24 protein-coding genes are annotated in these 25618 nt (G+C 67.3%); all 24 read right to left on the bottom strand.

The window, feature by feature from the left end; translation table 11 throughout:
- Positions 1–12: 12 nt before the first annotated feature.
- On the bottom strand, positions 13–1233 hold the full coding sequence (gene dxr, locus ABL308_11745; protein XBQ15619.1) for a 1-deoxy-D-xylulose-5-phosphate reductoisomerase: 1221 nt from the start codon (positions 1231–1233) through the stop codon (positions 13–15).
- Positions 1230–2066: a phosphatidate cytidylyltransferase gene (locus ABL308_11740; protein XBQ15618.1), complete on the bottom strand. Its 837-nt coding sequence runs from the start codon at positions 2064–2066 to the stop codon at positions 1230–1232. The genes dxr and ABL308_11740 overlap by 4 nt, the downstream gene beginning before the upstream one ends.
- Complete coding sequence (gene uppS, locus ABL308_11735; GenBank protein XBQ15617.1) at positions 2059–2778, bottom strand: polyprenyl diphosphate synthase; 720 nt, start codon at positions 2776–2778, stop codon at positions 2059–2061. The genes ABL308_11740 and uppS overlap by 8 nt, the downstream gene beginning before the upstream one ends.
- 29 nt (positions 2779–2807) lie before the next feature.
- The gene (gene frr / locus ABL308_11730) at positions 2808–3365 is read right to left on the bottom strand and encodes a ribosome recycling factor (protein XBQ15616.1); all 558 of its coding nucleotides are present in this window, start codon (positions 3363–3365) and stop codon (positions 2808–2810) included.
- A gap of 31 nt (positions 3366–3396) precedes the next feature.
- The gene (pyrH, locus tag ABL308_11725) at positions 3397–4140 is read right to left on the bottom strand and encodes a UMP kinase (GenBank protein XBQ15615.1); all 744 of its coding nucleotides are present in this window, start codon (positions 4138–4140) and stop codon (positions 3397–3399) included.
- An 89-nt stretch (positions 4141–4229) separates the two neighbouring features.
- Positions 4230–5171: a translation elongation factor Ts gene (gene tsf / locus ABL308_11720; protein ID XBQ15614.1), complete on the bottom strand. Its 942-nt coding sequence runs from the start codon at positions 5169–5171 to the stop codon at positions 4230–4232.
- 29 nt (positions 5172–5200) lie between these two features.
- Positions 5201–6094, bottom strand: coding sequence for a 30S ribosomal protein S2 (gene rpsB, locus ABL308_11715; protein ID XBQ15613.1), 894 nt, complete (start codon positions 6092–6094; stop codon positions 5201–5203).
- 203 nt (positions 6095–6297) lie between these two features.
- Positions 6298–9735 (bottom strand): DNA polymerase III subunit alpha, encoded by a 3438-nt coding sequence (gene dnaE / locus ABL308_11710; GenBank protein ID XBQ15612.1) that lies wholly within the window; start codon positions 9733–9735, stop codon positions 6298–6300.
- Positions 9736–10060: 325 nt separating this feature from the next.
- Positions 10061–10762, bottom strand: a complete 702-nt coding sequence (locus ABL308_11705; GenBank protein ID XBQ15611.1) for an ABC transporter ATP-binding protein — start codon at positions 10760–10762, stop codon at positions 10061–10063.
- Entirely contained in the window at positions 10755–12074 is a 1320-nt protein-coding gene (locus tag ABL308_11700) for a lipoprotein-releasing ABC transporter permease subunit (GenBank protein ID XBQ15610.1), read from the bottom strand. The genes ABL308_11705 and ABL308_11700 overlap by 8 nt, the downstream gene beginning before the upstream one ends.
- On the bottom strand, positions 12071–13402 hold the full coding sequence (proS, locus tag ABL308_11695; GenBank protein ID XBQ15609.1) for a proline--tRNA ligase: 1332 nt from the start codon (positions 13400–13402) through the stop codon (positions 12071–12073). The genes ABL308_11700 and proS overlap by 4 nt, the downstream gene beginning before the upstream one ends.
- An 82-nt stretch (positions 13403–13484) precedes the next feature.
- Positions 13485–13868 carry a DUF1467 family protein gene (locus ABL308_11690; protein ID XBQ15608.1) on the bottom strand — a complete coding sequence of 128 codons (384 nt, stop codon included), beginning with the start codon at positions 13866–13868 and terminating at the stop codon, positions 13485–13487.
- Positions 13865–14305, bottom strand: coding sequence for a methylmalonyl-CoA epimerase (mce, locus tag ABL308_11685; protein ID XBQ15607.1), 441 nt, complete (start codon positions 14303–14305; stop codon positions 13865–13867). Before mce ends, ABL308_11690 begins: the two co-directional genes overlap by 4 nt.
- Before the next feature lie 32 nt (positions 14306–14337).
- Positions 14338–15951 (bottom strand): ribonuclease J, encoded by a 1614-nt coding sequence (locus ABL308_11680; protein ID XBQ17737.1) that lies wholly within the window; start codon positions 15949–15951, stop codon positions 14338–14340.
- Between the two features lie 80 nt (positions 15952–16031).
- Positions 16032–16817 (bottom strand): type III pantothenate kinase, encoded by a 786-nt coding sequence (locus ABL308_11675; GenBank protein XBQ15606.1) that lies wholly within the window; start codon positions 16815–16817, stop codon positions 16032–16034.
- 167 nt (positions 16818–16984) lie between these two features.
- Positions 16985–17707: a biotin--[acetyl-CoA-carboxylase] ligase gene (locus ABL308_11670; GenBank protein ID XBQ15605.1), complete on the bottom strand. Its 723-nt coding sequence runs from the start codon at positions 17705–17707 to the stop codon at positions 16985–16987.
- A gap of 4 nt (positions 17708–17711) precedes the next feature.
- Positions 17712–19166 carry an NADH-quinone oxidoreductase subunit NuoN gene (gene nuoN, locus ABL308_11665; protein XBQ15604.1) on the bottom strand — a complete coding sequence of 485 codons (1455 nt, stop codon included), beginning with the start codon at positions 19164–19166 and terminating at the stop codon, positions 17712–17714.
- A gap of 7 nt (positions 19167–19173) precedes the next feature.
- A complete protein-coding gene (locus tag ABL308_11660) occupies positions 19174–20721 on the bottom strand; it encodes an NADH-quinone oxidoreductase subunit M (GenBank protein ID XBQ15603.1) in 1548 nt (515 codons plus the stop codon).
- A 7-nt stretch (positions 20722–20728) separates the two neighbouring features.
- A complete protein-coding gene (gene nuoL, locus ABL308_11655) occupies positions 20729–22822 on the bottom strand; it encodes an NADH-quinone oxidoreductase subunit L (GenBank protein ID XBQ15602.1) in 2094 nt (697 codons plus the stop codon).
- A 9-nt stretch (positions 22823–22831) separates the two neighbouring features.
- Positions 22832–23143, bottom strand: a complete 312-nt coding sequence (gene nuoK, locus ABL308_11650; protein ID XBQ15601.1) for an NADH-quinone oxidoreductase subunit NuoK — start codon at positions 23141–23143, stop codon at positions 22832–22834.
- Positions 23143–23751 carry an NADH-quinone oxidoreductase subunit J gene (locus ABL308_11645; protein XBQ15600.1) on the bottom strand — a complete coding sequence of 203 codons (609 nt, stop codon included), beginning with the start codon at positions 23749–23751 and terminating at the stop codon, positions 23143–23145. The genes nuoK and ABL308_11645 overlap by 1 nt, the downstream gene beginning before the upstream one ends.
- A 110-nt stretch (positions 23752–23861) precedes the next feature.
- Entirely contained in the window at positions 23862–24350 is a 489-nt protein-coding gene (gene nuoI, locus ABL308_11640; GenBank protein ID XBQ15599.1) for an NADH-quinone oxidoreductase subunit NuoI, read from the bottom strand.
- A gap of 13 nt (positions 24351–24363) precedes the next feature.
- Complete coding sequence (gene nuoH, locus ABL308_11635) at positions 24364–25422, bottom strand: NADH-quinone oxidoreductase subunit NuoH (GenBank protein XBQ15598.1); 1059 nt, start codon at positions 25420–25422, stop codon at positions 24364–24366.
- Entirely contained in the window at positions 25422–25616 is a 195-nt protein-coding gene (locus ABL308_11630) for a hypothetical protein (GenBank protein ID XBQ15597.1), read from the bottom strand. Before ABL308_11630 ends, nuoH begins: the two co-directional genes overlap by 1 nt.
- Positions 25617–25618: the final 2 nt, after the last annotated feature.

Here is a 25618-nt window from a genome sequence, read left to right as displayed (position 1 = left end):
CCTCGGCGTTCTTCAGCGCGCGTCAGCCCGGCCGGGCGCAGGCGCCGCGCCCTGCCCCGCCCGCTTCAGAACCGCAGCCTCTGCGAGCCTGCGTCCTTCCGCGTCGGCGGCGAAGACCGCGTCGAAATCCTGCACCGTACCGGCGATCGCGCCTGATCGCCGCCCCTCGCCCAGAGCGTCCGAGACCACGGCGGCGATGTCAAGAAAGCCGATCTTACGGTTCAGAAAGGCGGCGACGGCCACCTCGTTGGCTGCGTTGAGCATGGCCGGCGCAGACCCGCCCTCTGCAAAGGCGGCCCGGGCGAGCGCCAGCGCGGGGAAGCGCTCGGGATCGGGCGCGAAGAAGCTCAGCTGGCCGAGCTTTGCGAGATCGAGCCTTTCGACCGGGGTGTCGAGGCGATCGGGGAAGGCCAGCGTATGGGCGATCGGGGTGCGCATGTCCGGGCAGCCCATCTGCGCGAGCAGGCCGCCGTCGGCGTATTCCACCAGGCCGTGAACGATCGCCTCGGGGTGGACCAGAACGTCCACCGCGCTCTCGGGCAGATCGAACAGCCAGCACGCCTCGATGATCTCGAGACCCTTGTTCATCATCGTGGCGCTGTCGACAGAGATCTTCGCGCCCATCGACCAGGTGGGGTGCGCCACCGCCTGCTCGGGCGTGGCCGCGCGCATGTGATCGAGGCTGGACGATCGGAACGGCCCGCCCGAAGCGGTCAGGATGATCCGCCGGATGCCTGCGCGCTGGCGCTCCTCGAACGCCTGGAAGATGGCGTTGTGCTCGGAATCCACCGGCAGCAGCCGCGCGCCCGAGGCTTTCGCCGCCTCCATGAACAGCGCGCCGGCGCAGACGAGCGCTTCTTTGTTGGCGAAGGCGACGCAGGCGCCCCGGCGCACCGCCTCCAGGGTGGGTTTCAGCCCCGCCGCGCCGACAATGGCGGCCATCGTCCAGTCCGCCTGCATCCCAGCGGCGTCCAGCACCGCCGCCTCCCCGGCCCCGCAGGCGATGTTCGTGCCGGCGAGCGCGTCTTTCAGCGCCGGCCCGGCGCTTTCGTCGGCGACCGCGCAGAACCGCGCGCCGACGCGTTTGGCGGTCTCGGCGAGTTCGTCCGCATGGGTGTTCGCGGTCAGCGCGACGATGTCGAACGTCCCTGCCGGCGCGCGCTCGATCAGGTCCAGCGTGGCGCGTCCGACCGACCCTGTGGCGCCTAGCACGGTGACGGTGCGCGCGCTCATGATCCGGCTCCGGGCCAGAAACCGGGCGCTGCGAGCATCAGCGCGCCGGCGGCGAGCGTGGCCAGCATCAGCGCGTCCACCCGGTCCAGAACGCCGCCATGGCCGGGGATGAGAGTGCCGGCGTCCTTGACGCCGAAACGCCGCTTGGCGAGGGACATGAAGAGGTCTCCGATCACGGCGGACAGTGCGACCGGAGCTGCGACCAGCCCCGCCTGCACAGGGTCGACCCCGTACCAGTAAGCCACCGCGATCCCGGCGGAAACCCCGAAGGAGAGCCCGGCGATCAGCCCCGCCCAGGTCTTGTTCGGGCTGGCTATGGGAAGAAGCTTCGGCCCGCCGATCCAGCTTCCGACGAGATAGGCGAAGCTGTCGGCCGACCAGACCACGGCGAGCAGGAACAGTACCGCGCCGAGCCCGCCATGATCACCGATCCTGAGCGAAACGAGCGCCGCCGCGCTCGCCGACACGTAAGCGACGCCGACGAGCGCTTCCATCGCACCGCCCCGCGGCCGTCGGTCGAGAAAGCAGGCCAGCGACCCGCCCGCGATCCAGAACGCCGTCCAGCCGTATTCGCCCTGCGCGGCCAGCAGCGCTGCGCCCACCGCCGTGCCGGTGGCCGCTGCGAAGGCGCGCGGCGGCGCGGGCTTGTCGCTCATGCGCACCCATTCCCAGGCCATGGCGGCGGCGAAGGCGGCGATGAAGATCGCAAATGCGTGGCCGCCCCACACCACGAGGCCGAGCGAGACCGGTCCCAGCACGATCGCGGACAGCACGCGCTGCTTGAAGACCGGATCGCCGGGGACCCGCCGGCCCTTCGGGCGCATGTCAGCCATGGCCGAGCCCGCCGTACCGGCGCTCGCGCCCGGCATAGACGCCGATCGCGCTTTCAAGCGCCGTGCGGTCGAAGTCCGGCCACAGCACGTCGACGAAGACGAGCTCTGCGTACGCCGCCTGCCAGAGCAGGAAATTCGAGATCCGCCGTTCGCCGCTGGTGCGGATCACGAGATCGGGCTCGGGCGCGCCGGCGGTGTCCAGACACGCCTCAAACGCCGCCTCGTCGATCTGCGAGGGATCGCCTGCAGCGGCCTCAGCGGCGCGGCGCGCGGCCCGGACGATCTCGTCGCGGCCGCCATAATTGAACGCGATCCAGAGATGGAATCTCGAATTCGCCTCTGTCCGGGTCTCTGCCCGGTCGATGATCGACAGAAGATCCTCGCTCAGCCCCTCGCGGCGGCCGATGACGCGGATGCGCACGCCCTCCGCGTCGAGCCTGTCGAGATCGGTCTCGACATAGCCGCGGAGCAGGTCGAACAGCGCGCCGATCTCCTCGGCGGGCCGGCGCCAGTTCTCGGTGGAGAAGCTGAACAGGGTGAGATGCTCGACGCCCAGCTCGCCGGCGGCCTGCACCGTACGCCGCACCGCCTCCACCCCCGCCTTGTGGCCGAACGCACGCGGACGGCCCCGCGCGGCCGCCCATCTGCCGTTGCCGTCCATGATGACGGCGACGTGGCGTGGCGCGGCCCGGGGCGTCTGGCTGTCGTCCATGCGGGCGCCTCCTGGCGGGCCGGCGCGGTTCAAACCTGGGTGATCTCTTCCTGCTTGGACTTCAGCAGCTCGTCGATCTCGCTGATCTTCTCGTCGGTCGCCTTCTGGACCTGATCGGCGAGCTTCTTCTGCTCGTCCTCGCTGATATCGCCGTCTTTCTCGGCCTTTTTCAGCGAATCCATGCCGTCACGGCGCACGTTGCGCACCGCGACGCGCGCGTTCTCGGCGTAAGAGCCGGCGGTCTTGGCGAGTTCCTGGCGGCGCTCCTCGTTGAGCGGCGGGATCGGAATGCGCAGAAGCGTGCCTTCCACGACCGGGTTCAGCCCCAGCGAGGAGTTGCGGATCGCTTTCTCCACCGCCGGCGCCAGCGTGCGGTCCCAGACCTGCACGTTGATCATGCGCGGCTCGGGCACGGTGACGGTGCCGACCTGGTTGAGCGGGGTGGGAGAGCCGTAGGCCTCCACCTTGATCGGATCGAGCAGGCTCGCGGACGCGCGGCCCGTTCTGAGGCCGGCGAATTCCTTTTTCAGCGCGTCGACCGCGCCGTCCATGCGGCGCTTGATGTCTTTGATGTCGAATGCGGACATTATGACTTTCCTCCCGAAATTCCCCGCCGGTTCAGCCGCCGACGACGGTACACGTTCCCTGCCCGGCCAGAACGCGCGCCAGCCCGCCCTGCTCGCGGATGTTGAACACCACGATCGGGATCTGGTTGTCGCGCATCAGGGTGACCGCAGAAGCGTCCATGACCTTCAGATCGCGCGCCAGAACGTCGATATAGTCAAGGGTCTCGAAGCGCTTGGCTTCAGGGTGTTTGCGCGGATCGGCGTCATAGACCCCGTCCACGCCCGTGCCCTTGAACAGCGCGTCGCACCCCATCTCCGCAGCGCGCAGCGCCGCGGCGGTGTCGGTGGTGAAGAACGGATTGCCGGTGCCCGCGGCGAAGATCACCACGCGGCCCTTTTCCATGTGCCGGATGGCGCGGCGGCGAATATAGGGCTCGCACACCGTGGTCATGGGGATGGCGGACTGCACCCGCGTGCTCACCCCGACCCGTTCGAGCGCGGTCTGCATGGCGAGCGCGTTCATGACGGTGGCCAGCATGCCCATATAGTCGGCCGCGGCGCGTTCCATGCCCTTGGCCGCAGCGCTGAGTCCGCGGAAGATGTTGCCCCCGCCGATCACCAGGCAAAGCTCGTAGCCCGCCTCGACCGCCTCGCCGATCTCACCGGCGATCCGGTCGGCGGTGGTCATGTCGATGCCGTAGGGTTCCTCGCCCATCAAGGCTTCGCCGGACACCTTGAGCAGGATCCGCTTGAAGCGGCCCTCGGGCGTTTTACGCGGCGCGCTGTCCTCGCTCACAAGTCAGGTCCTCGTTCCGGCGTTTTGACGCGGCGAAGCCCGAAACGCCGCGCGAGCGGCGTTCCGGGCCCCGGACGCGGTCACAGATGTCAGCCCTTGGCCGCAGCGGCCACTTCGGCTGCGAAGTCTTCTTCCTTCCGTTCGACGCCTTCGCCGAGCACCATGCGGACGAAGCCGCTGAGCTCGATCGACGCGCCGGCGTCCTTCTCGGCGGCCTTGATCGCATCGCCCACCGACTTGTCGGGGTCGAACACGAAGGCCTGCTTGAGCAGCACCACTTCCTCGTAGAACTTGCGCAGGCGGCCCTCGACCATCTTCTCGATGATGTTGTCGGGCTTGCCAGAGGCGCGCGCCTGGTCGGCGAACACCGCACGCTCGCGCTCGACGATGGCCGGATCGACTTCCGACTCGGTCACCGCGACGGCCGGCGCGGGCGAAGCCGCGGCGACGTGCATGGCGATCTTGCGGCCAAGCTCGAGCAGCACGTCCTTGTCGCCTTCGGACTTCAGCGAGACCAGCACGCCGATCTTGCCCATGCCTTCGGCGGCGGCGTTGTGCACGTAGGCGGCGACCACGCCCGGCTCGACGGCCAGGGCGGCGGCGCGGCGCACGGCCATGTTCTCGCCGATCTTGGCGATGAGGTCGGTCAGCGTGTCGGCCACGGTGGCGCCGGACTTGGTCGGCTTGGCGTTCAGCGCTTCGAGCTCGACGGTGTCGATGGCGAGCTGGGCGATCTCGGAGACCGCGCCCTGGAACAGCTCGTTACGCGCCACGAAGTCGGTCTCGGAGTTCACTTCGACCGCAGCGGCGGCCATGCCGGTCCCGCGCGAGGCGGCCGCGACGGCCACAAGGCCTTCGGCGGCGACGCGGTCGGCCTTCTTGGCGGCCTTGGACAGGCCCTTCTTGCGCAGCCAGTCGACGGCGGCTTCGATGTCGCCGTCGGTTTCGGCCAGGGCCTTCTTGCAGTCCATCATGCCAGCGCCGGTCTTCTCACGAAGCTCTTTGACGAGGGCGGCGGTGATTTGGGCCATGGGGAGGTCTCCTTGTCGCGCAGGCGCGCTTATTCGGATTTGGTCTTTTCGGTCGGGCCGGCCTCGGCGGCGGGCGCGGCTTCAGGCTCTTCGGCCTTGGCCTCGTCGACCTTCGGCTCGGCGGCTTCGGCTGCGGCCTCGGTCGGGGTCTTCTCTTCGGCGGCGTCCAGGCCCAGCTGGGCTTCGCTCGGCGCTTCGCTTTCGCCCAGATCCATGCCGAAGGCGGCCTGGCTGTCGGAGATGCCGTCCAGGATCGCGTCCGCGACGAGGTCGCAATAAAGCGAGATCGCGCGCGCGGCGTCGTCATTGCCCGGGATCGGGAAATCGATCGGGTCGGGGTCGCAATTGGTGTCGACGACGGCGACGACCGGGATGTTCAGGCGCTTGGCTTCCTGGATCGCGATCGCTTCCTTGTTGGTGTCGATCACGACCATCAGGTCGGGGGTGCCGCCCATCTCCTTGATGCCGCCCAGCGACCGCTCGAGCTTCTCGCGCTCGCGGGTGAGCATCAGGATCTCTTTCTTGGTCAGACCCGTCGGGCCGCCCTCGGCGTCCAGAAGGCCTTCGAGTTCGCGCAGGCGCGCGATCGAGTTGGAGATCGTCGACCAGTTGGTCAGCGTGCCGCCGAGCCAGCGATGGTTCATGTAGTACTGCGCGCAGCGCTGGGCGGCCTGGGCGATCGGCTCGGAGGCCTGACGCTTGGTGCCGACGAACAGCACGCGGCCGCCCGAGGCGGCGACTTCGCGCACCTTCACCAGAGCCTGGTGCAGCAGCGGCACGGTCTGGGAGAGGTCGATGATGTGGATGTTCGAGCGCTCGCCAAAGATGAACTGTTTCATCTTCGGGTTCCAGCGGTGGGTCTGGTGACCGAAGTGCGCGCCGGCTTCGAGCAGCTGACGCATGGAGAATTCAGGCAGGGCCATCGTGATCGTTCCTTTTCCGGTTGGCCTCCGCGGAGCGGAGCCGCCCTTCGGGCCGAAGCCCTCGTGACGACACCGGAGCGACCGGAACAGACCGGCCGAAGCTCCACGTGCGGGATCGCGCGCGCTTATACGGGCGCACGGCCTCAGGGGCAAGCGCGGAAGGCGCGAAGGACTGCGCGGGGCCCGCCGCGATGACGGCCGGGTTAGAGCTGTTCGATCTCCACCACGCCCGAGACGGCCTTCATCGCCGCGCGCGCAGCCGGATCGATGGCGTGCCGGCCGGGCAGCCTGATCTCGGCGTTGCGCCCGTCCGACAGCGGCAGCACCAGATGCAGCCCGCCCTTCGCGCCATCCCGCCCGTTCGCCCGCTCGATCCGCTCGCGCAGGGCGGCGAGCGCGCCGGGACCTTCGAGATGGATGCGAACGCCGGCGCCGGCGTGCTCGGCGGCGGCCGGGTCGAGCGTCTCCGCGCCGTCCACGATCAGCCGCAATCCTTCGTCCTGATCCTCGATCTTGGCGGCCAGGATCACCGCCGAGCCCGGCTCGAGCGCATCGCGGATCTCGCGCAGCACCTTGGGCGGCACGAGCGCCTCGAACTCGCCGGAAGGGTCGGACAGGGTGACGAAGGCGAACTTCTCGCCCGATCGCCGCGAGACCTTCTCCTGCTTGCGCCGGACCATGGCGGCCATGCGCGCCGCGCGCGCGCCCTCGGCGGCCTTGGCGGGCAGATCGGCGTAAAGCACGACCCCGCGCCGGGCGAGCGCGGCGCCGAGATCGTCGAGCGGATGGCCGGACAGATAGAAGCCCACCGCGGCGAGCTCCTCGTCGAGCCGGCGCACCGGGTCCCAGGGCTCGACGTCGGGAAGGCGCGGCCGGGCGAGTTTCTCGCCCCCGCCCGCCCCGCCGAAGAGCGAGACCTGCGCGCTTTCACGTTCGGCGAAGGCCTTCTGGGACAGCGCCAGAAGCGTCTCGGCGGCGGCGAGCATCTTCGCCCGGTCCGGATCGAGGCTGTCGAAGGCGCCGGCGCGGGCGAGGTTTTCGAACGCGCGCTTGTTCACCTGCCGGGGGTCGACCCGCTCGGCGAAATCATAGACGTCCTTAAACGGCCCGCCCTCGCGGCGCACCGCGACGACATGCTCCATCGCGGAGAAGCCGACATTGCGGATCGCGCCGAGCGCATAGCGGACCTTGCCCTCCTCGACCGAGAAATCCGCTTCGGACGCGTTCACGTCGGGGGGCAGCACTTCGAGACCCATGCGCCGGGTCTCCTGGAAGAACACCGCGAGCTTGTCGGTGTTGGTCATGTCCAGGCTCATCAGCGCGGCCATGAAAGCGACCGGATGGTTCGCCTTCAGCCAGCCGGTGCGGTAGGCGATGAGCGCGTAGGCGGCGGCGTGAGATTTGTTGAAGCCGTAACCGGCGAACTCCGCGACGAGGTCGAAGATGAAATCCGCGCGCTGTTTCGTGAGCCCGTGCGCCTGCGCGCCCTCCTGGAAACGCACGCGCTGCTTGGCCATCTCCTCGGGCTTCTTCTTGCCCATGGCGCGGCGCAGAAGGTCGGCTTCGCCAAGCGAATAGCCCGCCAGGATCTGGGCGATCTGCATCACCTGTTCCTGGTAGATGATGACCCCGAAGGTCTCTTTCAGGACCGGTTCGAGATCGGGGTGCAGATAGTCCGGTTCCGCGCGGCCGAATTTGCGGTCGACATAAACGTCGATGTTCTTCATCGGACCGGGGCGATAGAGCGAGATCAGCGCGATCACGTCCTCGATCGTATCGGGCTTGAGCTTGCGCAGCGTGTCGCGCATGCCCGTACTTTCAAGCTGGAACACCCCGATCGACCCGCCCGAGGCGAGCAGTTCGTAGGTCGCCGCGTCCTCGAAGCCGAGCGCGTCGAGATCGGGCCGCGCTTCGCCCGAGCGTTCGATATAGTCGAGCGCGCGCGCGATCACGGTCAGGGTCTTCAGGCCCAGAAAGTCGAACTTCACCAGGCCTGCGGGCTCGACCCATTTCATGTTGAACTGGGTGGCGGGCAGATCAGAACGCGGGTCCTGATAGAGCGGGACGAGCTCGGTCAGCGGCCGGTCGCCGATCACCACGCCGGCGGCGTGGGTCGAGGCGTTGCGGTAAAGCCCTTCGAGCTGGAGCGCGACCTCGATCAGCCGGTCGACCTGCTCGTCCTCCTCGCGCATCAATTTCAGCTTCGGCTCGATCGTCACCGCCTCGGCGAGCGTGGTGGGCTGGGCGGGGTTGTTCGGCACGAGCTTGGCGATCCGGTCGACCAGGCCGAAGGGCAGCTGCAGCACCCGGCCGGTGTCGCGCACCACAGCGCGCGCCTGAAGCGTGCCGAAGGTGATGATCTGGGCCACCCGGTCCGCGCCGTACTGCTCCTTGACGTAGCGGATCACCTCCCCGCGCCGGTCCTGGCAGAAATCGACGTCGAAGTCGGGCATGGAGACCCGTTCGGGGTTCAGGAAGCGTTCGAACAGGAGCCCGAAGCGCAGCGGGTCGAGATCGGTGATCGTCAGCGCCCAGGCGACCAGCGAGCCCGCGCCCGACCCCCGGCCCGGCCCGACGGGAATGTCGTGCGCCTTGGCCCATTTGATGAAGTCCGACACGATCAGGAAATAGCCCGGGAACCCCATCTTCTCGATGATCCCGAGCTCGTAATCGAGCCGTTCGTCGTATTCGGCCCGCGGCGCGGAGGCCTCGATCTTCGAAAGCCGGGCGTCGAGACCGGCGCGGGCCTGGGCGCGCAGCTCCTCGGCCTCGTTGCGGTCGCCCTCGGTGGGAAAGCGCGGCAGGATCGGATCGCAGGTGCGCGGCCGGAAGGCGCAGCGCCGGGCGATCTCCACGGTGTTCTCGATCGCTTCGGGCAGATCGGCGAAGCGCACCGCCATTTCCGAAGCGGTCTTGAAGTAGTGCTCGGCGGTGACCTTGCGCCGCTCGTCCTGCCCGACATACGCGCCCTCGGCGATGCAAAGCAGCGCGTCATGGGCCTGATGGAGCTCGGGCTTGGCGAAGTAAGGCTCGTTCGTGGCCACCAGCGGCAGATCGCGGCCGTAGGCGCGGTCGATCAGATAGTCCTCTGCGGTCACGTCGTCGGCGCGGCCGTGACGCTGCAGCTCGATATAGAGACGGTCTGCGAACGCGGCCTGAAGCTGGTCGAGCAGCGTGTCGGCCGGGCCGGAGCGCCCCGCGCAAACCAAGCGGTTGATCGCACCGTCATGACCGCCGGTCAGGCAGATCAGGCCTTGCGCGTTTTCCAGCACCGCATCGATGGGCACGTGCGGTTCGTCCGTCGCGCCGACTTCGAGATAGGCCTTGGACGACAGCGTCATGAGGTTGGCGTAGCCCGCCTCGTCCTGTGCGAGCAGTACGACCGTGCCGTCAGGCTCGGCGCGTTCGCCGGGGCGCGGCTCGAACAGGCGGACCGAAAGGGTCACGCCGATGATCGGCTGCACGCCCTCGCCCGACAGCGTCTCGGAGAATTCCAGAGCGCCGAAGAGATTGTTGGTGTCGGTGAGCGCGGCGGCGGGCATGGCGTTCGCCTTGCACAGCGCGGCGGTTTCCTTGATGCGGATCGCGCCCTCGAGCAGCGAGTAGGGCGATCTCACCCTCAGATGCACGAAAGCCGACATGCTCCGCTCCATGCAGGCGCCCTCGCCTGCGCTCGATTCGAACCGGGGGTCAGTCTACCGGTCCGGGCGGCCGGGTTCAGCCGCCGACTGCGGCGAAGATGGACAGCGCGACGGTGATGAAGCCGACGATCACGGCGGCGGAGGTGAGGTCTTCGACGAGATTGCGCATGGCGGAACTCCTTGGCGAGGGCTGCGACGGATCGCAGCCGTTTCTGCTTTGTTCCGTTGCATGTTTTCGCCTTTTGTTCCGCTCGTCAAGCAAAATGATTCGCTTGTGGAAAAGCGCAAGCCGATCAATGCGTTCTGATTACGTTCCGCCCGGCGCTCAGCCCGCCGCCGCGCCTTCGGTCCAGGGCACGATACGGCCTTCCGACAGCGTCACCACCCGGTCCATGCGCTCGGCGAGCGCGATGTTGTGGGTGGCCACCAGCGCCGCAGCGCCGGCCTCCCGGCAGGCTGCGCCGAGCGCGGCGAAGACCTGGTCGGAGGTGGCCGGGTCGAGGTTTCCGGTGGGCTCGTCGGCGAGCAGGATCGAGGGCCGGTTCACCAGCGCCCGCGCGATCGCCACGCGCTGCTGCTCGCCGCCCGACAGCTGGCCCGGCCGATGGGTGAGCCGGCCTTCCAGGCCCAGAGAAACCAGCCGTTCACGCGCATCCGCCCGCGCCTCTTTCGGCGACGCCCCGGCGATCAGCCGAGGCAGCGCGACGTTATCGAGCGCGTCGAGTTCGGGCAGCAGATGATGGAACTGGTAGACGAAGCCGATCTCTCGCCGGCGCAGCGCCGTACGCTCGCCTTCAGACAGGGTCAGCCCGTCCCGCCCTCCGATGAAGACCTGCCCTGCGGTGGGCTTTTCCAGAAGCGCCGCAGCGTGCAGCAGCGAGGACTTGCCCGATCCTGAAGGCCCGACCAGCCCGACGAGCTCGCCGGGATAGAGGTCGAGATCGGCCTCGGCGAGCACGGTCAACGCTTCGCCTTCGGTCTGATAGGTCCGGGTCAGCCCCCGGATCGACAGCGCTGGATCACTCATAGCGCAGCGCCTCCACCGGATCGATGCGGCCCGCCCGCCAGCTCGGCGGCAGGGTGGCCAATAGCGCGGTGAAGAAGCCCCAGAAGGCGACGAACGCCACCTCGCCCCAGTCGGGACGCGCCGGCAGGCGGTAGAGCGAATAGACGCTGGGGTCGAAGACCGGCCCGCCGCTGGCCCAGCTCACGAAATCCTGGATCGGTCCGATGAAGACCACGAACAGCAGTCCCAGCACGATGCCCGCCAGCGTGCCCAGCACGCCGACAGCCGCGCCGGAGATGAGAAAGATGCGCATCACCGAGCCCCGGCTCGCGCCCATGGTTCTCAGGACCGCGATGTCGCGGGTCTTGTTCTTCACGAGCATCACGAGGCCGGAGATGATGTTCATCGCCGCGATCAGCACGATGATCATCAGGATCAGCCGCATTGCCACGCGCTCGACCTGCAGCGCCCGCCAGAACGCCTCGTTCTGCCTGCGCCAGTCGAAGACCAGCGTGTTCTGCGGCGCGATCTCGCGGATCGCGTCCTTCACCGGATCCGGATCGTCGGGGTTCGCGATGCGCACGTCGATATAGTCGCCGTTCTCGGGCCGGTTGAAGAACAGGGCGGCCTGCTCGATCGGCATGTAGACGAGGATCTGGTCGAGATCCTGCACGCCCACGGTGATGATCGCACCGACCGTATAGGCTTTCGAGCGCGGCGTGGTCCCCAGCGCCGTCTGCGCGCCGCGCGGGCTGACGAGGGTGACCTGGTCGCCCGCCCTCACCCCGAGCTGGCCGGCCATGGCCGAGCCGATGACGATCTCGTCGCCGCCGCGCCGGCCTTCTCCGAAGCCTGCGACAGAGCCCTGCACGATCCCGCCGCCCGCCTCGTCCGCGCCGTTCGCGCCGGTGACGAGATCGAAGCGCGCGAGGTCTTCAGCGCGGACGCCCGCGACCTGGGCGAAGGCGGCGGCGCGGCCCGATGTGACCAGCGCCTGTCCGACCGCCACGGGGCCCGCCTGGCGCACGCCGGGCAGATCCCGGATCTGGTCGGCGAACGCGCCCGCGTCGATGTCCTCGCCCTGGGGCAGGTAGACATAGACATGGGGCTGAACGCCCAGAAGCCGGGTCAGAAGCTCGTGCCGGAAGCCGTTCATCACGCTCATCACCGCGATGAGCGCGGTCACCGCCAGCATGATGCCGACAAACGAGATGATGGAGATCAGGGTGACGCCGCCCTGCTTGCGCCGCGCGCGCAGATACCGCCAGGCGAGCAGGAACTCGAACCCGGAAAACGGCGGCGCGCCGTCGGCCTTGCGGGCGGCCGCGCTCACGAGAACGCGCCCTCGGCGAGCCGGGCCACGGCGTCCTCGATGGAGAGCTCGTGGCGCTCGCCGGTCTTGCGGATCTTCACCTCGGCCTTGCCCTCCTTCACCCCGCGCGGGCCCAGGATCAGCTGATAGGGCAGGCCGATCAGGTCCATGGTGGCGAATTTCGCCCCGGCGCGTTCGGACGTGTCGTCATAGAGCGGCTCGCGGCCGGCCAGCGACAGCGCTTCATAGGCGCCCTGACAGGCGGTGTCGGTCTGATCGTCGCCGGGCTTGAGGTTGATGATCCCTGCGCCGAAGGGCGCGACGGCTTCGGGCCAGATCACGCCGTTCTCGTCGTGATGGGCCTCGATGATCGCCCCCATGAGCCGGGACACGCCCACCCCGTACGAGCCCATGTGGATCTCCCGCTCGGTCCCGTCGGGATGGGCGACCTTCGCGCCCATGGGCCTCGAGTACTTGTCGGCGAAATAGAAGATATGGCCGACCTCGATGCCGCGCGCGCTCAGCCGGCGTTCGGCGGGCACTTCGGCCTCGAAGCGGCCGGGCTCGTGCATCTCGTCTGTCGCGGCGTAAAGCGCGGTGCGCTCGTCCACGATCGGCTGAAGATCGCCGTCGAAATCGATATCCAGGCCCGGCGCGCCCATCTCGACCAGCTGCGCGTCGCAGAACACCTCGCTCTCGCCGGTTTCGGCCAGGATGATGAATTCATGGCTGAGATCGCCGCCGATCGGGCCGGTGTCGGCGCGCATCGGCACCGCTTTCAGCCCCATCCGCGCGAAGGTGTTCAGATACGCCACGAACATCCGGTTATAGCTCGCCCGCGCGCCGGCCTCGTCCAGATCGAAGGAATAGGCGTCCTTCATCAGGAACTCGCGGCCGCGCATCACGCCGAAGCGGGGGCGGATCTCGTCACGGAACTTCCACTGGATGTGGTAGAGGATCTTCGGCAGGTCCTTGTAGGACCGCGCATAGGAGCGGAAGATCTCGGTGATCATCTCCTCGTTCGTCGGTCCGTACAGAAGGTCGCGCTCATGGCGGTCGACGATGCGCAGCATCTCCTTGCCGTAGCCGTCATACCGGCCGCTCTCGCGCCACAGATCGGCGGGCTGAAGCGTGGGCATCAGCATCTCGATCGCGCCGGCCCGGTCCTGCTCCTCGCGGACGACGCCCTCGATCTTTTTCAGCACCCGGTGGCCCAGCGGCAGCCAGGCGTAGATGCCCGCCGCCTCCTGGCGGATCATGCCCGCGCGCAGCATCAGCCGGTGCGAGACGATCTGCGCCTCGGCCGGAGTTTCCTTAAGGACAGGCAGGAAGAAGCGGGACAGGCGCATGAGGGGTCTCGGGGAGCGGGCCGGGTTGCGGCGTTGTCATCTGTGATGACTTAGACCGCGCCTGCGGGCGGTTGCAAGCGCCCTACCCCTCGGCCGGAAAGCTCGGCCCCATCGGGATCATGTCGAGGCTCACCAGTTCGAACTCGAACAGCACGAAATAGACCAGCCACAGACCCGCCGCGATGACGCTGGTCAGGGCGAGCTTGTATTTCAGGCGCGGGTCTGACGGCGCGCCGGGTTCGGAGCCGGGCACGACCTCTCCGGTCTCGTGCTGGCCGGTGACGCGCAGCGGCAGGACGGTGAAGAACACCATCCACCACACGATCAGATAGACCACGATCCCGGTGACGAAGCCGACGCCCGCATCAGGCAGGAAAAGCTGGGCGACCCAGAGCAGGAAGGCGGTTCCGCCCAGGACCAGACCGAGCCATCGGAACAGCGGGGTAGGGCTCGCAGCGGCGCTCAATCTCCACCCTCCCCCAGACGGACCTGCGGGTCCTGCATCAGCTCGATCAGCACGCCGCCGGTGTCCTTGGGATGGACGAAAATGACCGGCACGCCGTGCGCTCCGATATAGGGCTCGCCGGTGCCGAGAACAGTCGCGCCGCGCGCTTTCATCGCGTCACGGGCCTGTATGATGTCGGGCACTTCGAAGCACATATGGTGCTGGCCGCCCTTGGGGTTCTTTTCGAGGAATTTGTGGATCGGCGAACCTTCGCCGGCCGGCTCGATCAGCTCGATCTGCATGTTGGGCACGGTGACGAAAATCACCTTCACCCCGAGATGGGCGAACGTCTTCGCAGGCGTCGCGTCGGTCGCGCCGTAAAGCTCGGCGTAGACCTTGGCGGCGGCTTCGACGTCGGGGGTGGCGACGCCGACATGGTTGAGGCGGCCGATCTTCATCTTCGGGCTCCTTTCACGCACTCAAGCGCCGGTTAGACGCTCAGCACGACGGCTTCGACATGGGGCTTCTTGCCCCAGACGCGATTGGCCTCGCGGCGCACCGCGCGGCGCAGCGCTTCCTCGATGGCGTCCTCGTCGCGCCGGTCCTTCTTGCCCAGGCGCTTGAAGGCGTCCTCGGCGGCGCGGGCGAGATCGTCGAAGAAGTCGTCGAGATCGTATTCGTGGCTTTCCGGCACGCCCATGAAGCGGATGTCGACATCGCCGACGAGATCGCCGCCGGAGACGACCGCGGCCACGGTGACGTGCCCCGAGGCGGCCAGCCTGCGGCGCTCCTTGATGGATTCGGCGTCCGCGGCGACGATGAAATTGCCGTCCACGTGCAGCCGGCCGGCCGGCGCTTCGTCGACGATGGACGCGCCCTGTTTGGTGATCCGCACCACCGCGCCGTTGAAGGGCGCCAGCGCGTGGGGCACCTGCAGGGTCCTGGCGTAGGCGGCGTGTTCCTTCAGGTGGCGCAGCTCGCCATGCACCGGGATCGCCACGTTGGGCTTGGCCCAGGCGTACATCTGGGCGAGCTCGTCGCGGCAGGGATGGCCGGAGACGTGGATGTGCTCGTCCTTCTCGGTGACGATCTGCACGCCCTGACCGGCGAGCTTGTTCATCAGATCGAAAATGCCGCGTTCATTGCCCGGAATGATGCGCGAGGAGAAGATCACCGCATCGCCCTTGCCGAGCGTGACGTTGCGGTGCGTTCCCTCGGCGATGCGCGACAGCGCGGCGCGCGGCTCGCCCTGGGAGCCGGTGCACAGATAGAGGATCTTGTCGGCGGGGAAGTAGCCCGCCTCCTCTTCCTCCACGAAAGGCTGCACGTCGGCGAGCAGGCCCACCGCCTTGGCCGCGCTGGTCATGCGGTGCATGGAGCGGCCGACCAGGCAGACCCGGCGACCGTTGGCTTCGGCCGCCTTGATGGCGGTCTCGAGCCTTGCGACGTTCGAGGCGAAGGCGGCGATGGCGACCTTGCCGTCGAACTCGCCGACCAGCCGGGTGAGGTTCTCGCGCACCCCGGCCTCGGAGCCGGACACGCCTTCTGTGAAGACGTTGGTGGAATCGCACACCATCGCCATCACCCCCTCCTCGCCGGCCGCCTCCAGGGCGGCGACGTCGGTGGAGGCGCCGATCAGCGGCTCGGGATCGATCTTCCAGTCCCCGGTGTGCAGCACCAGCCCGGCGGGCGTGCGCACGATCAGCCCGTTGGGCTCGGGGATGGAGTGGGTCAGGGTGACGAGCTGCAGGTCGAACGGGCCGATCTCGAACCGGTCGTGCAGCCCGATCTCGATCAGCGTGGCCTCGCCCAGAAGCCCGTGCTCGGCCAGACGGTCGCGCATCAGCCAGGCGGTGAAGGGCGTGGCGTAGATCGGACAGCGCAGCCTGCGCCACAGATGGGCGACCGCGCCCATATGGTCTTCATGAGCGTGGGTCAGCACGATGCCGGCCAGCTGGTGGCGGCGATCCTCGATGAAGCGCGGATCGGGGGTGATGATGTCCACCCCCGGCGTGGTCAGATCGCCGAAGGTGACCCCGCAATCGACGATGATCCAGGTGCGCTCTTCCTCGCTCGGCCCGTAGCCGTAGAGGTTGAGGTTCATGCCGATCTCGCCGGATCCGCCCAGAGGCACGAAATACAGCGCCTCGGTCTCGTCTCCGGCGGGCTTGTTCTTTTTCTTGCTCACGCGGCGCGGGCTCCCGGCGCGTTGCGCCGCCAGACTTCGTAAAGACCCCTGATGGTCACGTCGGGATCGTAATGATCGATGGTGCGGGCCGCGCCCTCGAACAGAGAGGCGACCCCGCCCGTCGCGATGACGGTCATGGGCTGGCCGTACTCGGCTTTAAGCCGCGTCACAAGCCCGTCGATGAGATCGATATAGCCCCAGAACACCCCCGACTGCATCGCGCCGACCGTATCGGTGCCCATGACGCGGTCGGGCTTTTCGATGGCGATGCGCGGCAGGCGGGCTGCGGCCTGGTGCAGGGCCTGCATGGAGAGGTTTATGCCCGGCGCGATGATCCCGCCCTCGAACGCGCCCTCGGCGCTGACCACGTCGAACGTTGTCGCGGTGCCTGAATCCACGATGATCAGCGCGCCGTCGTATTTCACCCGGCAGCCCAGCGCGTTCACAAGCCGGTCCGCGCCCGCCTCGGACGGACGGCGCAGATTCACGCTGACGCCGAGATCGACGCCCGGCTCTCCCACCACGATCGGCTCTCCGCCCAGATAGCGCCGGGCGAGGTTTCTGAGATTGAACAGCGACTGGGGCACCACCGTGGAAATCACGCAGCTCTCGATGTCTCTCAGCGACAGGTCCTGAAGCTGCAGAAGCTGGCTCAGCCAGACCGCGTACTCGTCCGCGGTGCGGGTGGTCTGGGTGGAGGTGCGCCACTGCGCCCGCCAGCCGGCCCCGTCATGGACGGCGAAGAGCGTGTTGGTGTTGCCGCAATCGATGGCGAGAAGCATGGGCGTTCCTTCATCCTCAACGCTCTTTCCTCCCCCGCCTGCGGGGGAGGTGTCCGCGTAGCGGACGGAGGGGGGGATTGCGGCGGTTCTGCGAGCCGCTCCCCCCTCCACCACTTCGTGGTCCCCCTCCCCCGTGAACGGGGGAGGAAAAGCGCGCCGCAAAGGCTTCACCCTTGCGGAAAAAACACGTCGCCCGCCGAGATAAGGCGCCGTCCGCCGCCGGGCAAATCAAGCCTCAGCGCACCGTCCTCGGCCAGGTCCGCGAACACGCCTTCCAGCGTCTCGCCTTCGAGCCTGACCGTGCAGCGCTCTCCCAGCCCGTGCGCGCGGGAGAGCCAGGCCTGCCTGAGCGGGGCGAAGCCCTCGCGCTGGTGCTGGAGACGCCAGTGCTCGAAGCGCCCGGACAGGGTCTCGAGCGCGGCTTCGGGCGTCAGGGACGCGCCGTGGACCGAGAAATCCGTGGCGGGACGTTCGGAGTCCTCGGGATGGTGGGCGAGATTGACCCCGATCCCGACCGCCAGCCACAGCCCGCCCGCCTGATGCGCGCCGCTTTCAAGCAGAATGCCGGAAGTCTTCCGCCCGCCGATCAGGACGTCGTTGGGCCATTTGAGCTTCACCAGCGCGGGATCGATCACGCTGGCGGCGAGATCGCCGACCGCCAGCGCTGCGGCGAAAGACAGGTTCGCAGCCCCGGCCGGCGTCGCGTCGAGCCGGTAGAGCCCTGTAGTGAAGAGATTGCCGCCTGCGCTGGTCCAGGCCCGGCCGCGGCGGCCGCGCCCTGCGGTCTGCGCGCGGGCCATGATCCAGAGCGGGCCGGCCTCGCCGGAGGCGGCGCGGCGCTTGGCCTCCTCGTTGGTGGAGTCCAGTTCGTCGAAGACCTCGACGCGCAAAGCGCTAGCCGCCGATGCCGCCGCCCGCGCGGATCACCTGCACGAACAGGATCGCCACGAACGGCACCAGCGCCACGGTCGCAAGCCCCGCCGCGCGGCTCACGAAGGCCACCCCGCCCGGCGCGGGCTGGAACTCGCCCTGGGGCTCGTCGAACCACATCACCTTCACGACGCGCAGATAGTAGGCGATCGACACCGCCGAGAAGAGCAGCGCGACGACCACCAGCCAGACCAGCCCCGCGCTGGCCGCGGCGTAGAACACCATCAGCTTGCCGAAGAAGCCCACCAGGAACGGCATGCCGCCGATCGAGAACATCAGCGCGGTCATCGACAGGCCGAGCACCGGTCGGGTCTGCGCGACGCCGGCGAGATCCTCGATGCGCTCCACCATGCCTTCGGCGCGGCGCATGGACAGGATCACCGCGAACGCGCCGGCCACGCCGACGACATAGAGCGTCATGTAAAGGAGCACCGACCAGACGCCGAGCTGGGTGCCGGCGGCCAGGCCGACGAGCGCGTAGCCGACATTGCCGATCGAGGAATAGCCCATCAGGCGCTTGATGTTGGTCTGCATCAGCGCGCCGAACGCGCCCACCGCCATGGACAGGATCGCGATCACGATCACGATCTGCCGCCAGTCGTCGACCAGCGGGCCGAAGGCCTCGAACAGGACGCGCGACAGAAGCGCCATCGCGGCGAGCTTCGGCGCGGTGGCGAAGAAGGCCGCGACCGGCGTGGGCGCGCCCTCGTAGACGTCAGGGGTCCACATGTGGAAGGGCGCAGCGGAGATCTTGAAGGCGATGCCGGAGATCACGAACACCATGCCGAACAGAAGACCGATATTGGTCCCCTCCTCGGCCGCGGCGACGGCGATGAGCTCGAAGCTGGTCGACCCGGTGAAGCCGTAGACCAGCGACGCCCCGTAAAGCAGAAGGCCCGAGCTGAGCGCGCCGAGCACGAAGTATTTCAGGCCCGCCTCGGACGCCCGGAGGCTGTCGCGGTTGAAGGCGGCGAGGATGTAGACCGCCAGCGACTGCATCTCGAGGCCGAGATAGAGCGTCATCAGGTCGTCCGCGCTGACCATGAAGGCCATGCCCAGCGAGGCCAGCGTGATCAGAACCGGATATTCGGGCTTCAGAAGCCGCTCGGTTTCGAGATAGCGCGAGGCCAGGATGAGCGCGACCGCCGCGGCCAGGAAGACCGCGGTCTTGGCGTAGAGCGAGTAGGCGTCCACCGAGAAGGCGTCGAAGAACAGGTCCGCCGGCTCGCCGGTCGCGGTGAAGACCGCCGCGCCCGCGGCGACGACCAGAAGCCCGGTCGCAAGCCGCATGACGAGCTTCGCGCCCGCCTCGGCGTTCTTCCAGTACACGCCCAGCATCAGCAGAGCCATCGCGCCGATCGCCAGGATCAGCTCGGGGATCATGTGTCCGAGATCGGAGAGGAGCGCCTGAGCGGTCATGGGACGATCAGCCTTCGATGTCTTGGAACGGCGCGGGTTCGATCGGTTCGAACGGCGCTTCGATCGCGGTCTGGTACTGTGCGATCAGCGCCTCGACGCTGGCGCGCGTGGTTTCGGTGATCGGCGTGGTGAAGAAGCCGAAATACACGGTGAGCGCGGCGAGAATGGACAGGTTGATCCACTCCCTGCCGTTCAGATCGGTCGCGGCCTCGAGCTTGGGATTGCCCAGCTCGCCCAGCACGACCTTCTTGTAGAGGGTCAGCATGTAGACCGCCGAGAAGATCACCCCGAGCGCGGCGCCGAAGGCCACGCGCGGATCGACCTCGAACGCGCCCATCATGGTGGTGATCTCGCCCACGAAGCCCGACGTGCCCGGAAGGCCCACATTGGCCATCGCGAACAGGCCGAAAAAGGCGGCGTAGACCGGCATCTTGTGCACCAGCCCGCCGTAGAAGGCGATCTCGCGGGTGTGGAAGCGGTCGTAGATCACGCCCACCAGAAGGAAGAGCGCGCCCGAGATCAGCCCGTGGCTGATCATCTGGAAGATCGCGCCCTGAACGCCGAGCTCGTTACCCGCGAAAATCCCCAGCGTCACGAAGCCCATGTGGGCCACCGAGGAATAGGCGATGAGCTTCTTGATGTCGGTCTGCCGGAAGGCGACCAGCGAGGTGTACACGATCGCGATGATCGACAGCACGAAGACCAGCGGCGCGAAATAGTCGCTCGCGGCTGGGAACATCGGCAGCGAGAACCGCAGGAACCCGTAACCGCCGAGCTTGAGAAGGATGCCCGCCAGGATGACAGAGCCGGCGGTGGGCGCCTCGACGTGCGCGTCGGGGAGCCAGGTGTGCACCGGCCACATCGGCATCTTCACCGCGAAGCTCGCGAAGAATCCCAGCCACAGCCAGGTCTGCAGGCTCTCGGCGAACGGGAAGGTCGCCAGCACTTCCATGTCGGTCGTGCCTGCGGTGATGAACATCACGATCATCGCCGCGAGCATCAGCACCGAGCCGACGAAGGTGTACAGGAAGAACTTGAACGCCGCGTAGATGCGGTTCGCCCCGCCCCACACCCCGATGATCAGGAACATCGGGATCAGAGAGCCTTCGAAGAAGATGTAGAACAGCACCAGATCCAGCGCGCAGAACACGCCGATGACCAGCGTCTCCAGAAGCAGGAAGGCGGCCATGTAGTCGGCCACGCGCTTTTTGAGACCCCAGCTCGCCAGGATGCAGATCGGCAGCAGGAAGGCGGTCAGCAGCACGAAGAGCACGCTGATTCCGTCCACGCCCATCTTGTAGGCGATCCCGAGATCGGCGAGCCAGGGCGCGGTCTCCACGAACTGATAGGCCGGGTTCGAGGCGTCGAACTCCAGCACCATCAGCACGCTGAGCACGAACACGAAGCCCGAGATGAACAGCGCCACGCCCTTGGCGTTGGTGTCCAGCGCCGCGGCGTCCTCTTTGCGCATGAGCGCGCGCAGGATGAGGATCGCCACCGCGCCCAGCGCCGGCAGGAAGGTGATGGCGGAAAGGATTGGAAGCTGGCTCAGCATGTCCCCGTTACACCCCGGCGCGTGCGACGACCCAGAGCGCCAGACCCAGCACCCCGATCAGCATGACGAATGCGTAGTGGTAGACGTATCCGCTCTGGAATTTGGCGATGCGGCGCGCGCCTGCGAGCGCGGTGGCCGCAAAGCCGTTCGGGCCGAGCCCGTCGATGACCTTACGGTCGCCGAACTTCCAGAACAGGTCGCCGAGCGCCCGTGACCCGCGCACGAAGACCGCGTCGTAGAGCTCGTCGAAATACCACTTGTTGTAAAGGAAGGCGTGAAGCGGACCGCCGCGCGCGGCGATGCGCGCAGGAAGGCCCGGATTGGCCATGTAGAAGAACCAGGCCAGCGCGAAGCCGAGCGCGGACACCGCCACCGGCAGGATCAGCACCCAGGCGGGGTGGCGCGGGCTGGCGGTCTCTCCGCCATAGTCGTCTTCGCCATAGGCCTCGTCGCGGTAAGCGCCCTCGCCGGTTTCAGCGGCCGCGGCTGCAGTCGCCTCGTCAGCGTAACCGCCCGTCCCGTGATCGCCGTAGCCGCTGTCGGGGCCGTACTTGTAGTCCGAGTACGCGCCGGCCGGCAGGGACTCGCCCCAGAAGGTCTGGGCGCGCTCGCCCACGAAGTCGGACTTGAACGCCGCCCCCGCGAACACCGCGCCGACGGCCAGCAGGATCAGCGGGGTGAGCATCACCCAGCCGCTTTCATGGGCGTGCTTGAGGTTTTCAGGATCGCCGCGGTGCTTGCCGTGGAACGTCATGAAGATCAGCCGCCAGGAGTAGAAGCTGGTCAGCCCCGCCGCGAGGATCCCGATCCAGAAGGCGAACAGGCCGAAGGGCAGGCCTTCCTGGCCCATGGCGAAGGCTTCCTCGATGATCATGTCCTTCGAATAGAAGCCCGCAAAGCCGATCCCGAGCAGCGGGACGCCCACGCCGGTCAGCGCCAGCGTGCCGATGATCATCAGGATCCAGGTCATCGGCAGCAGCTTGTAGATGCCGCCCATGTTGCGCATGTCCTGCTCGTCGTGCAGGCCGTGAATGACCGAGCCCGCGCCCAGGAACAGCAGCGCCTTGAAGAAGGCGTGCGTGAACAGGTGGAACATCGCCGCGGAATAAAGTCCCAGGCCCGCCGCGAAGAACATGTAGCCCAGCTGCGAGCAGGTCGAATACGCGATCACCCGCTTGATGTCGTTCTGCACCACGCCGACGGTCGCGGCGAAGATCGCCGTGATCGCGCCGATGAAGGTGATCACCGCGCTGGTGTTCGGCGCGAGCTCGTAGACCGGGTACATCCGGCAGACCAGGAACACGCCCGCGGTCACCATGGTCGCGGCGTGAATGAGCGCGGAGACCGGCGTGGGGCCTTCCATCGCGTCGGGCAGCCAGACATGCAGGAAGAACTGCGCGGACTTGCCCATCGCGCCGATGAACAGCAGGAAAGCGATCAGCTCCAGCGCCTGGAACTGCATGCCGAACACGGTCAGCACCGCGTCGGACATCTCAGGGATCTGTGCGAAGATCTCGTCGAACTTCACCGTGCCGAACACGGCGAACACCGCCATCACGCCCAGCGCCAGGCCGAAATCGCCCACCCGGTTGGTGACGAAGGCCTTGATGGCGGCCGCGTTGGCGCTCTCTTTCTTGTACCAGAAGCCGATCAGCAGATAGGAGGCGAGCCCCACGCCCTCCCAGCCGAAGAACATCTGGATCAGGTTGTCCGCGGTCACCAGCGACAGCATCGCGAAGGTGAACAGCGACAGGTACGCGAAGAAGCGCGCCCGGTGCGGGTCGTGGGACATGTAGCCCCAGGAGTAGACGTGCACGAGGCTGGAGACGCTGGTGATCACCACCAGCATCACCGCGGAGAGCGTGTCGAGCTTGATCGCCCAGCTCACCTCGAACTGGCCGATCGCCATCCAGGTGGCGAGCTCGTGGGTCCGCGCGTTTCCGCCCACCGCCACGTCGAAGAAGACGGCGACCGAAACCACGGCGGCCAGAATTGTCGCGCCGGTGGTCAGGATCTGGGCGGCGCGGTCGCCGATCTGCTTTTGAAACAGCCCGGCGATGATCGCTGCGAGGAGCGGCGCGAAGACGACGATATAAGCCATAGCCTGGCGCTAGCCCTTCATCAGATTGGCGCCTTCGACCGCGATGTCACCGCGGTTCCTGAAGAAGACGACGAGAATGGCGAGGCCGACGGCCGCCTCGGCGGCGGCGACGGTCAGAATGAACATTGCGAAGACCTGCCCGGCGAGATCGCCGAGATGGACCGAAAAGGCCACCAGGTTGATGTTGACCGCGAGCAGCAGAAGCTCGATCGACATCAGAAGGATGATCACGTTCTTGCGGTTCACGAAGATGCCGAACACACCGATCGTGAACAGGGCGGCGGCGAGCGCCAGATAGTGTCCAAGTCCGATCTCGAGCATCACCCGATCCCCTCGCCGCGTTCGACGTCGACCACTTCCACCGAGTCCTCGCGCGAGCGCGTGGTCTGCCGGTGCATGTCCTGGCGCTTGACCCCGTCGCGATGGCGCAGCGTCAGCACGATCGCGCCGATCATCGCCACCAGCAGGATCAGGCCGGCCATCTGGAAGTACAGGACGTACCGGTCGTAGATGAGCGCGCCGAGCGCCTCGATATTGGTCATGTCCGCGGGGGTCGGGGCTGCGATGTTCGCGCCCGCGCTTTCAGCGCTGACCCAGGCGAAACCGGTCATCGCCAGGATCGCCGCCAGCGCCAGCGCGACCAGGCCGCCCAGCGGCGCATAGGTCGAAAAGCCCGCCTTCAGCGCGGCGAAGTCGATGTCCAGCATCATCACCACGAACAGGAACAGCACCGCGACCGCGCCGACGTAGACGATGACCAGGATCATCGCCAGGAACTCCGCGCCCAGAAGCACGAACAGCCCCGCCGCCGCGAAGAAGGCCAGGATCAGGAACAGGACCGCACGGACCGGGTTCCTGGCCGCCACCACCATGAAGGCGGACAGGACCGCGACTGCGGACAAGATGTAGAAGGCCGCCGCTTGCAGCACGTTCGCCCCCTTTTGAGCGATCGGCGCGAAAGGCTCCGCGCCGCTTGGGGAAGGTCTACGGCGAAGAAGGAATCCCTTCGCCGGGTCGGGAGTCGGGCGCCGTAATAGCGCTACCGGTAGCGCGCGTCGAGTTCGAGGTTCCGTGCGATTTCACGTTCCCAGCGGTCGCCGTTGTCGAGGAGTTTTTCCTTGTCGTAGTAAAGCTCTTCGCGCGTCTCGGTGGCGAACTCGAAGTTCGGGCCCTCCACGATCGCGTCCACCGGGCAGGCTTCCGCGCAGAAGCCGCAATAGATGCATTTCACCATGTCGATGTCGTAGCGCGTGGTGCGCCGCGAGCCGTCCGCGCGCGGTTCGGCCTCGATGGTGATGGCCTGGGCCGGGCACACCGCCTCGCACAGCTTGCAGGCGATGCAGCGCTCTTCCCCGTTGGGATAGCGGCGCAGGGCGTGCTGGCCGCGGAAGCGCGGGCTGAGACGGCCCTTCTCGAAGGGGTAGTTGATCGTCGGCTTGGGCTTGAAGAAGTACTTCATGCCCAGTCCGAAGGCGCCCCAGAAGTCCAGAAGGGCTGCGCCGCGAAGGGTTTGCGCGATGCGGTTCATATCAAGCCTCGGGTTAGCCTGCGGCCGCTTGGGTGTACACGACGATCCCGCCCATTACGGCCACGGCCGCGAGCGAGGTCGGAAGGAAGATTTTCCAGCCCAGGCGCATCAGCTGGTCGTAGCGGTAGCGCGGGACCAGAGCCTTCACCATGGCGAACAGGAAGAAGAAGAACACGACCTTGATCGCGAACCAGAACACCGGCGGGATCCAGGTGAACGGCGCGATGTCGAACGGGGCGTGCCAGCCGCCCAGGAACAGCACCGTCATCAGCGCGCACATCAGCACGATGTTGAGGTACTCCCCGATCATGAAGAGCAGGTAGGGCGTGGAGGAGTATTCCACCTGATAGCCGGCCACGAGTTCGGATTCGGCCTCGGGCAGGTCGAAGGGCGGACGGTTCGTCTCGGCCAGGGCGGAGACGAAGAAGATCACGAACATCGGGATGGTGATCAGGAAGACCGGCCAGGGCAGCATGTCCAGAGACAGGATGTGCCAGTTCCAGAACCCGCCGGCCTGCGCCTCGACCAGGGTGGAGAGGTTCATCGTGCCGGCCATAAGAAGGATGGTCACCAGCACGAAGCCGATGGAGACCTCGTAGGAGACCATCTGAGCGGCCGACCGGAGCGAGCCCAGGAACGGGTATTTCGAGTTCGACGCCCAGCCGCCGATGATGATGCCGTAAACGCCCAGCGAGCTGATCGCGAAGATGTAGAGGATGCCAACGTTGAGGTCGGCGATCACCCAGCCCGGCGCGACCGGGATCACCGCCCAGGTGATGAAGGCGAAGATGAAGGTCAGAAGCGGCGCCAGAAGAAACAGCGGCCGGTCCGCGCCCGCGGGCACGATGATTTCCTTGACCACGAACTTGATGAAGTCCGCGAAGGACTGCAGCAGGCCGAAGGCGCCCACCGTGTTGGGGCCCTTCCGCATCTGCACCGCCGCCCACACCTTGCGGTCCATAAGGAGCAGGAAGGCGAGCGAGAGCAGCAGGACGACCGTGAAGCCCAGGATCTGCCCCACCGCGGCGAGCGTGCCCCAGACCGGGCCCCACTGGGTGACGAAATCGTACATCAGTCCGCGTCCTTGTCAGTCTTGTCGCCGCCTGAAGCGGTCCGGCTGGTGTTGAACACCACGGCCCATACGATCCCGACCCCGAGCCCGATCGGAACGCCAGCGGCCGGGCCGAGCAGAAGCCCCATCGTCAGCCCCATGCCCACGCCCATCAGCAGCCCGGCGAGCGTGTTGGTATTGAGCCAGCGCGCCATCG

This window comes from Oceanicaulis sp. (assembly GCA_040112665.1).
Taxonomy (GTDB): Bacteria; Pseudomonadota; Alphaproteobacteria; order Caulobacterales; family Maricaulaceae; genus Oceanicaulis.
Note: the sequence above shows the minus strand (reverse complement) of the source record. Positions and strands in the feature narration are given on the sequence as shown.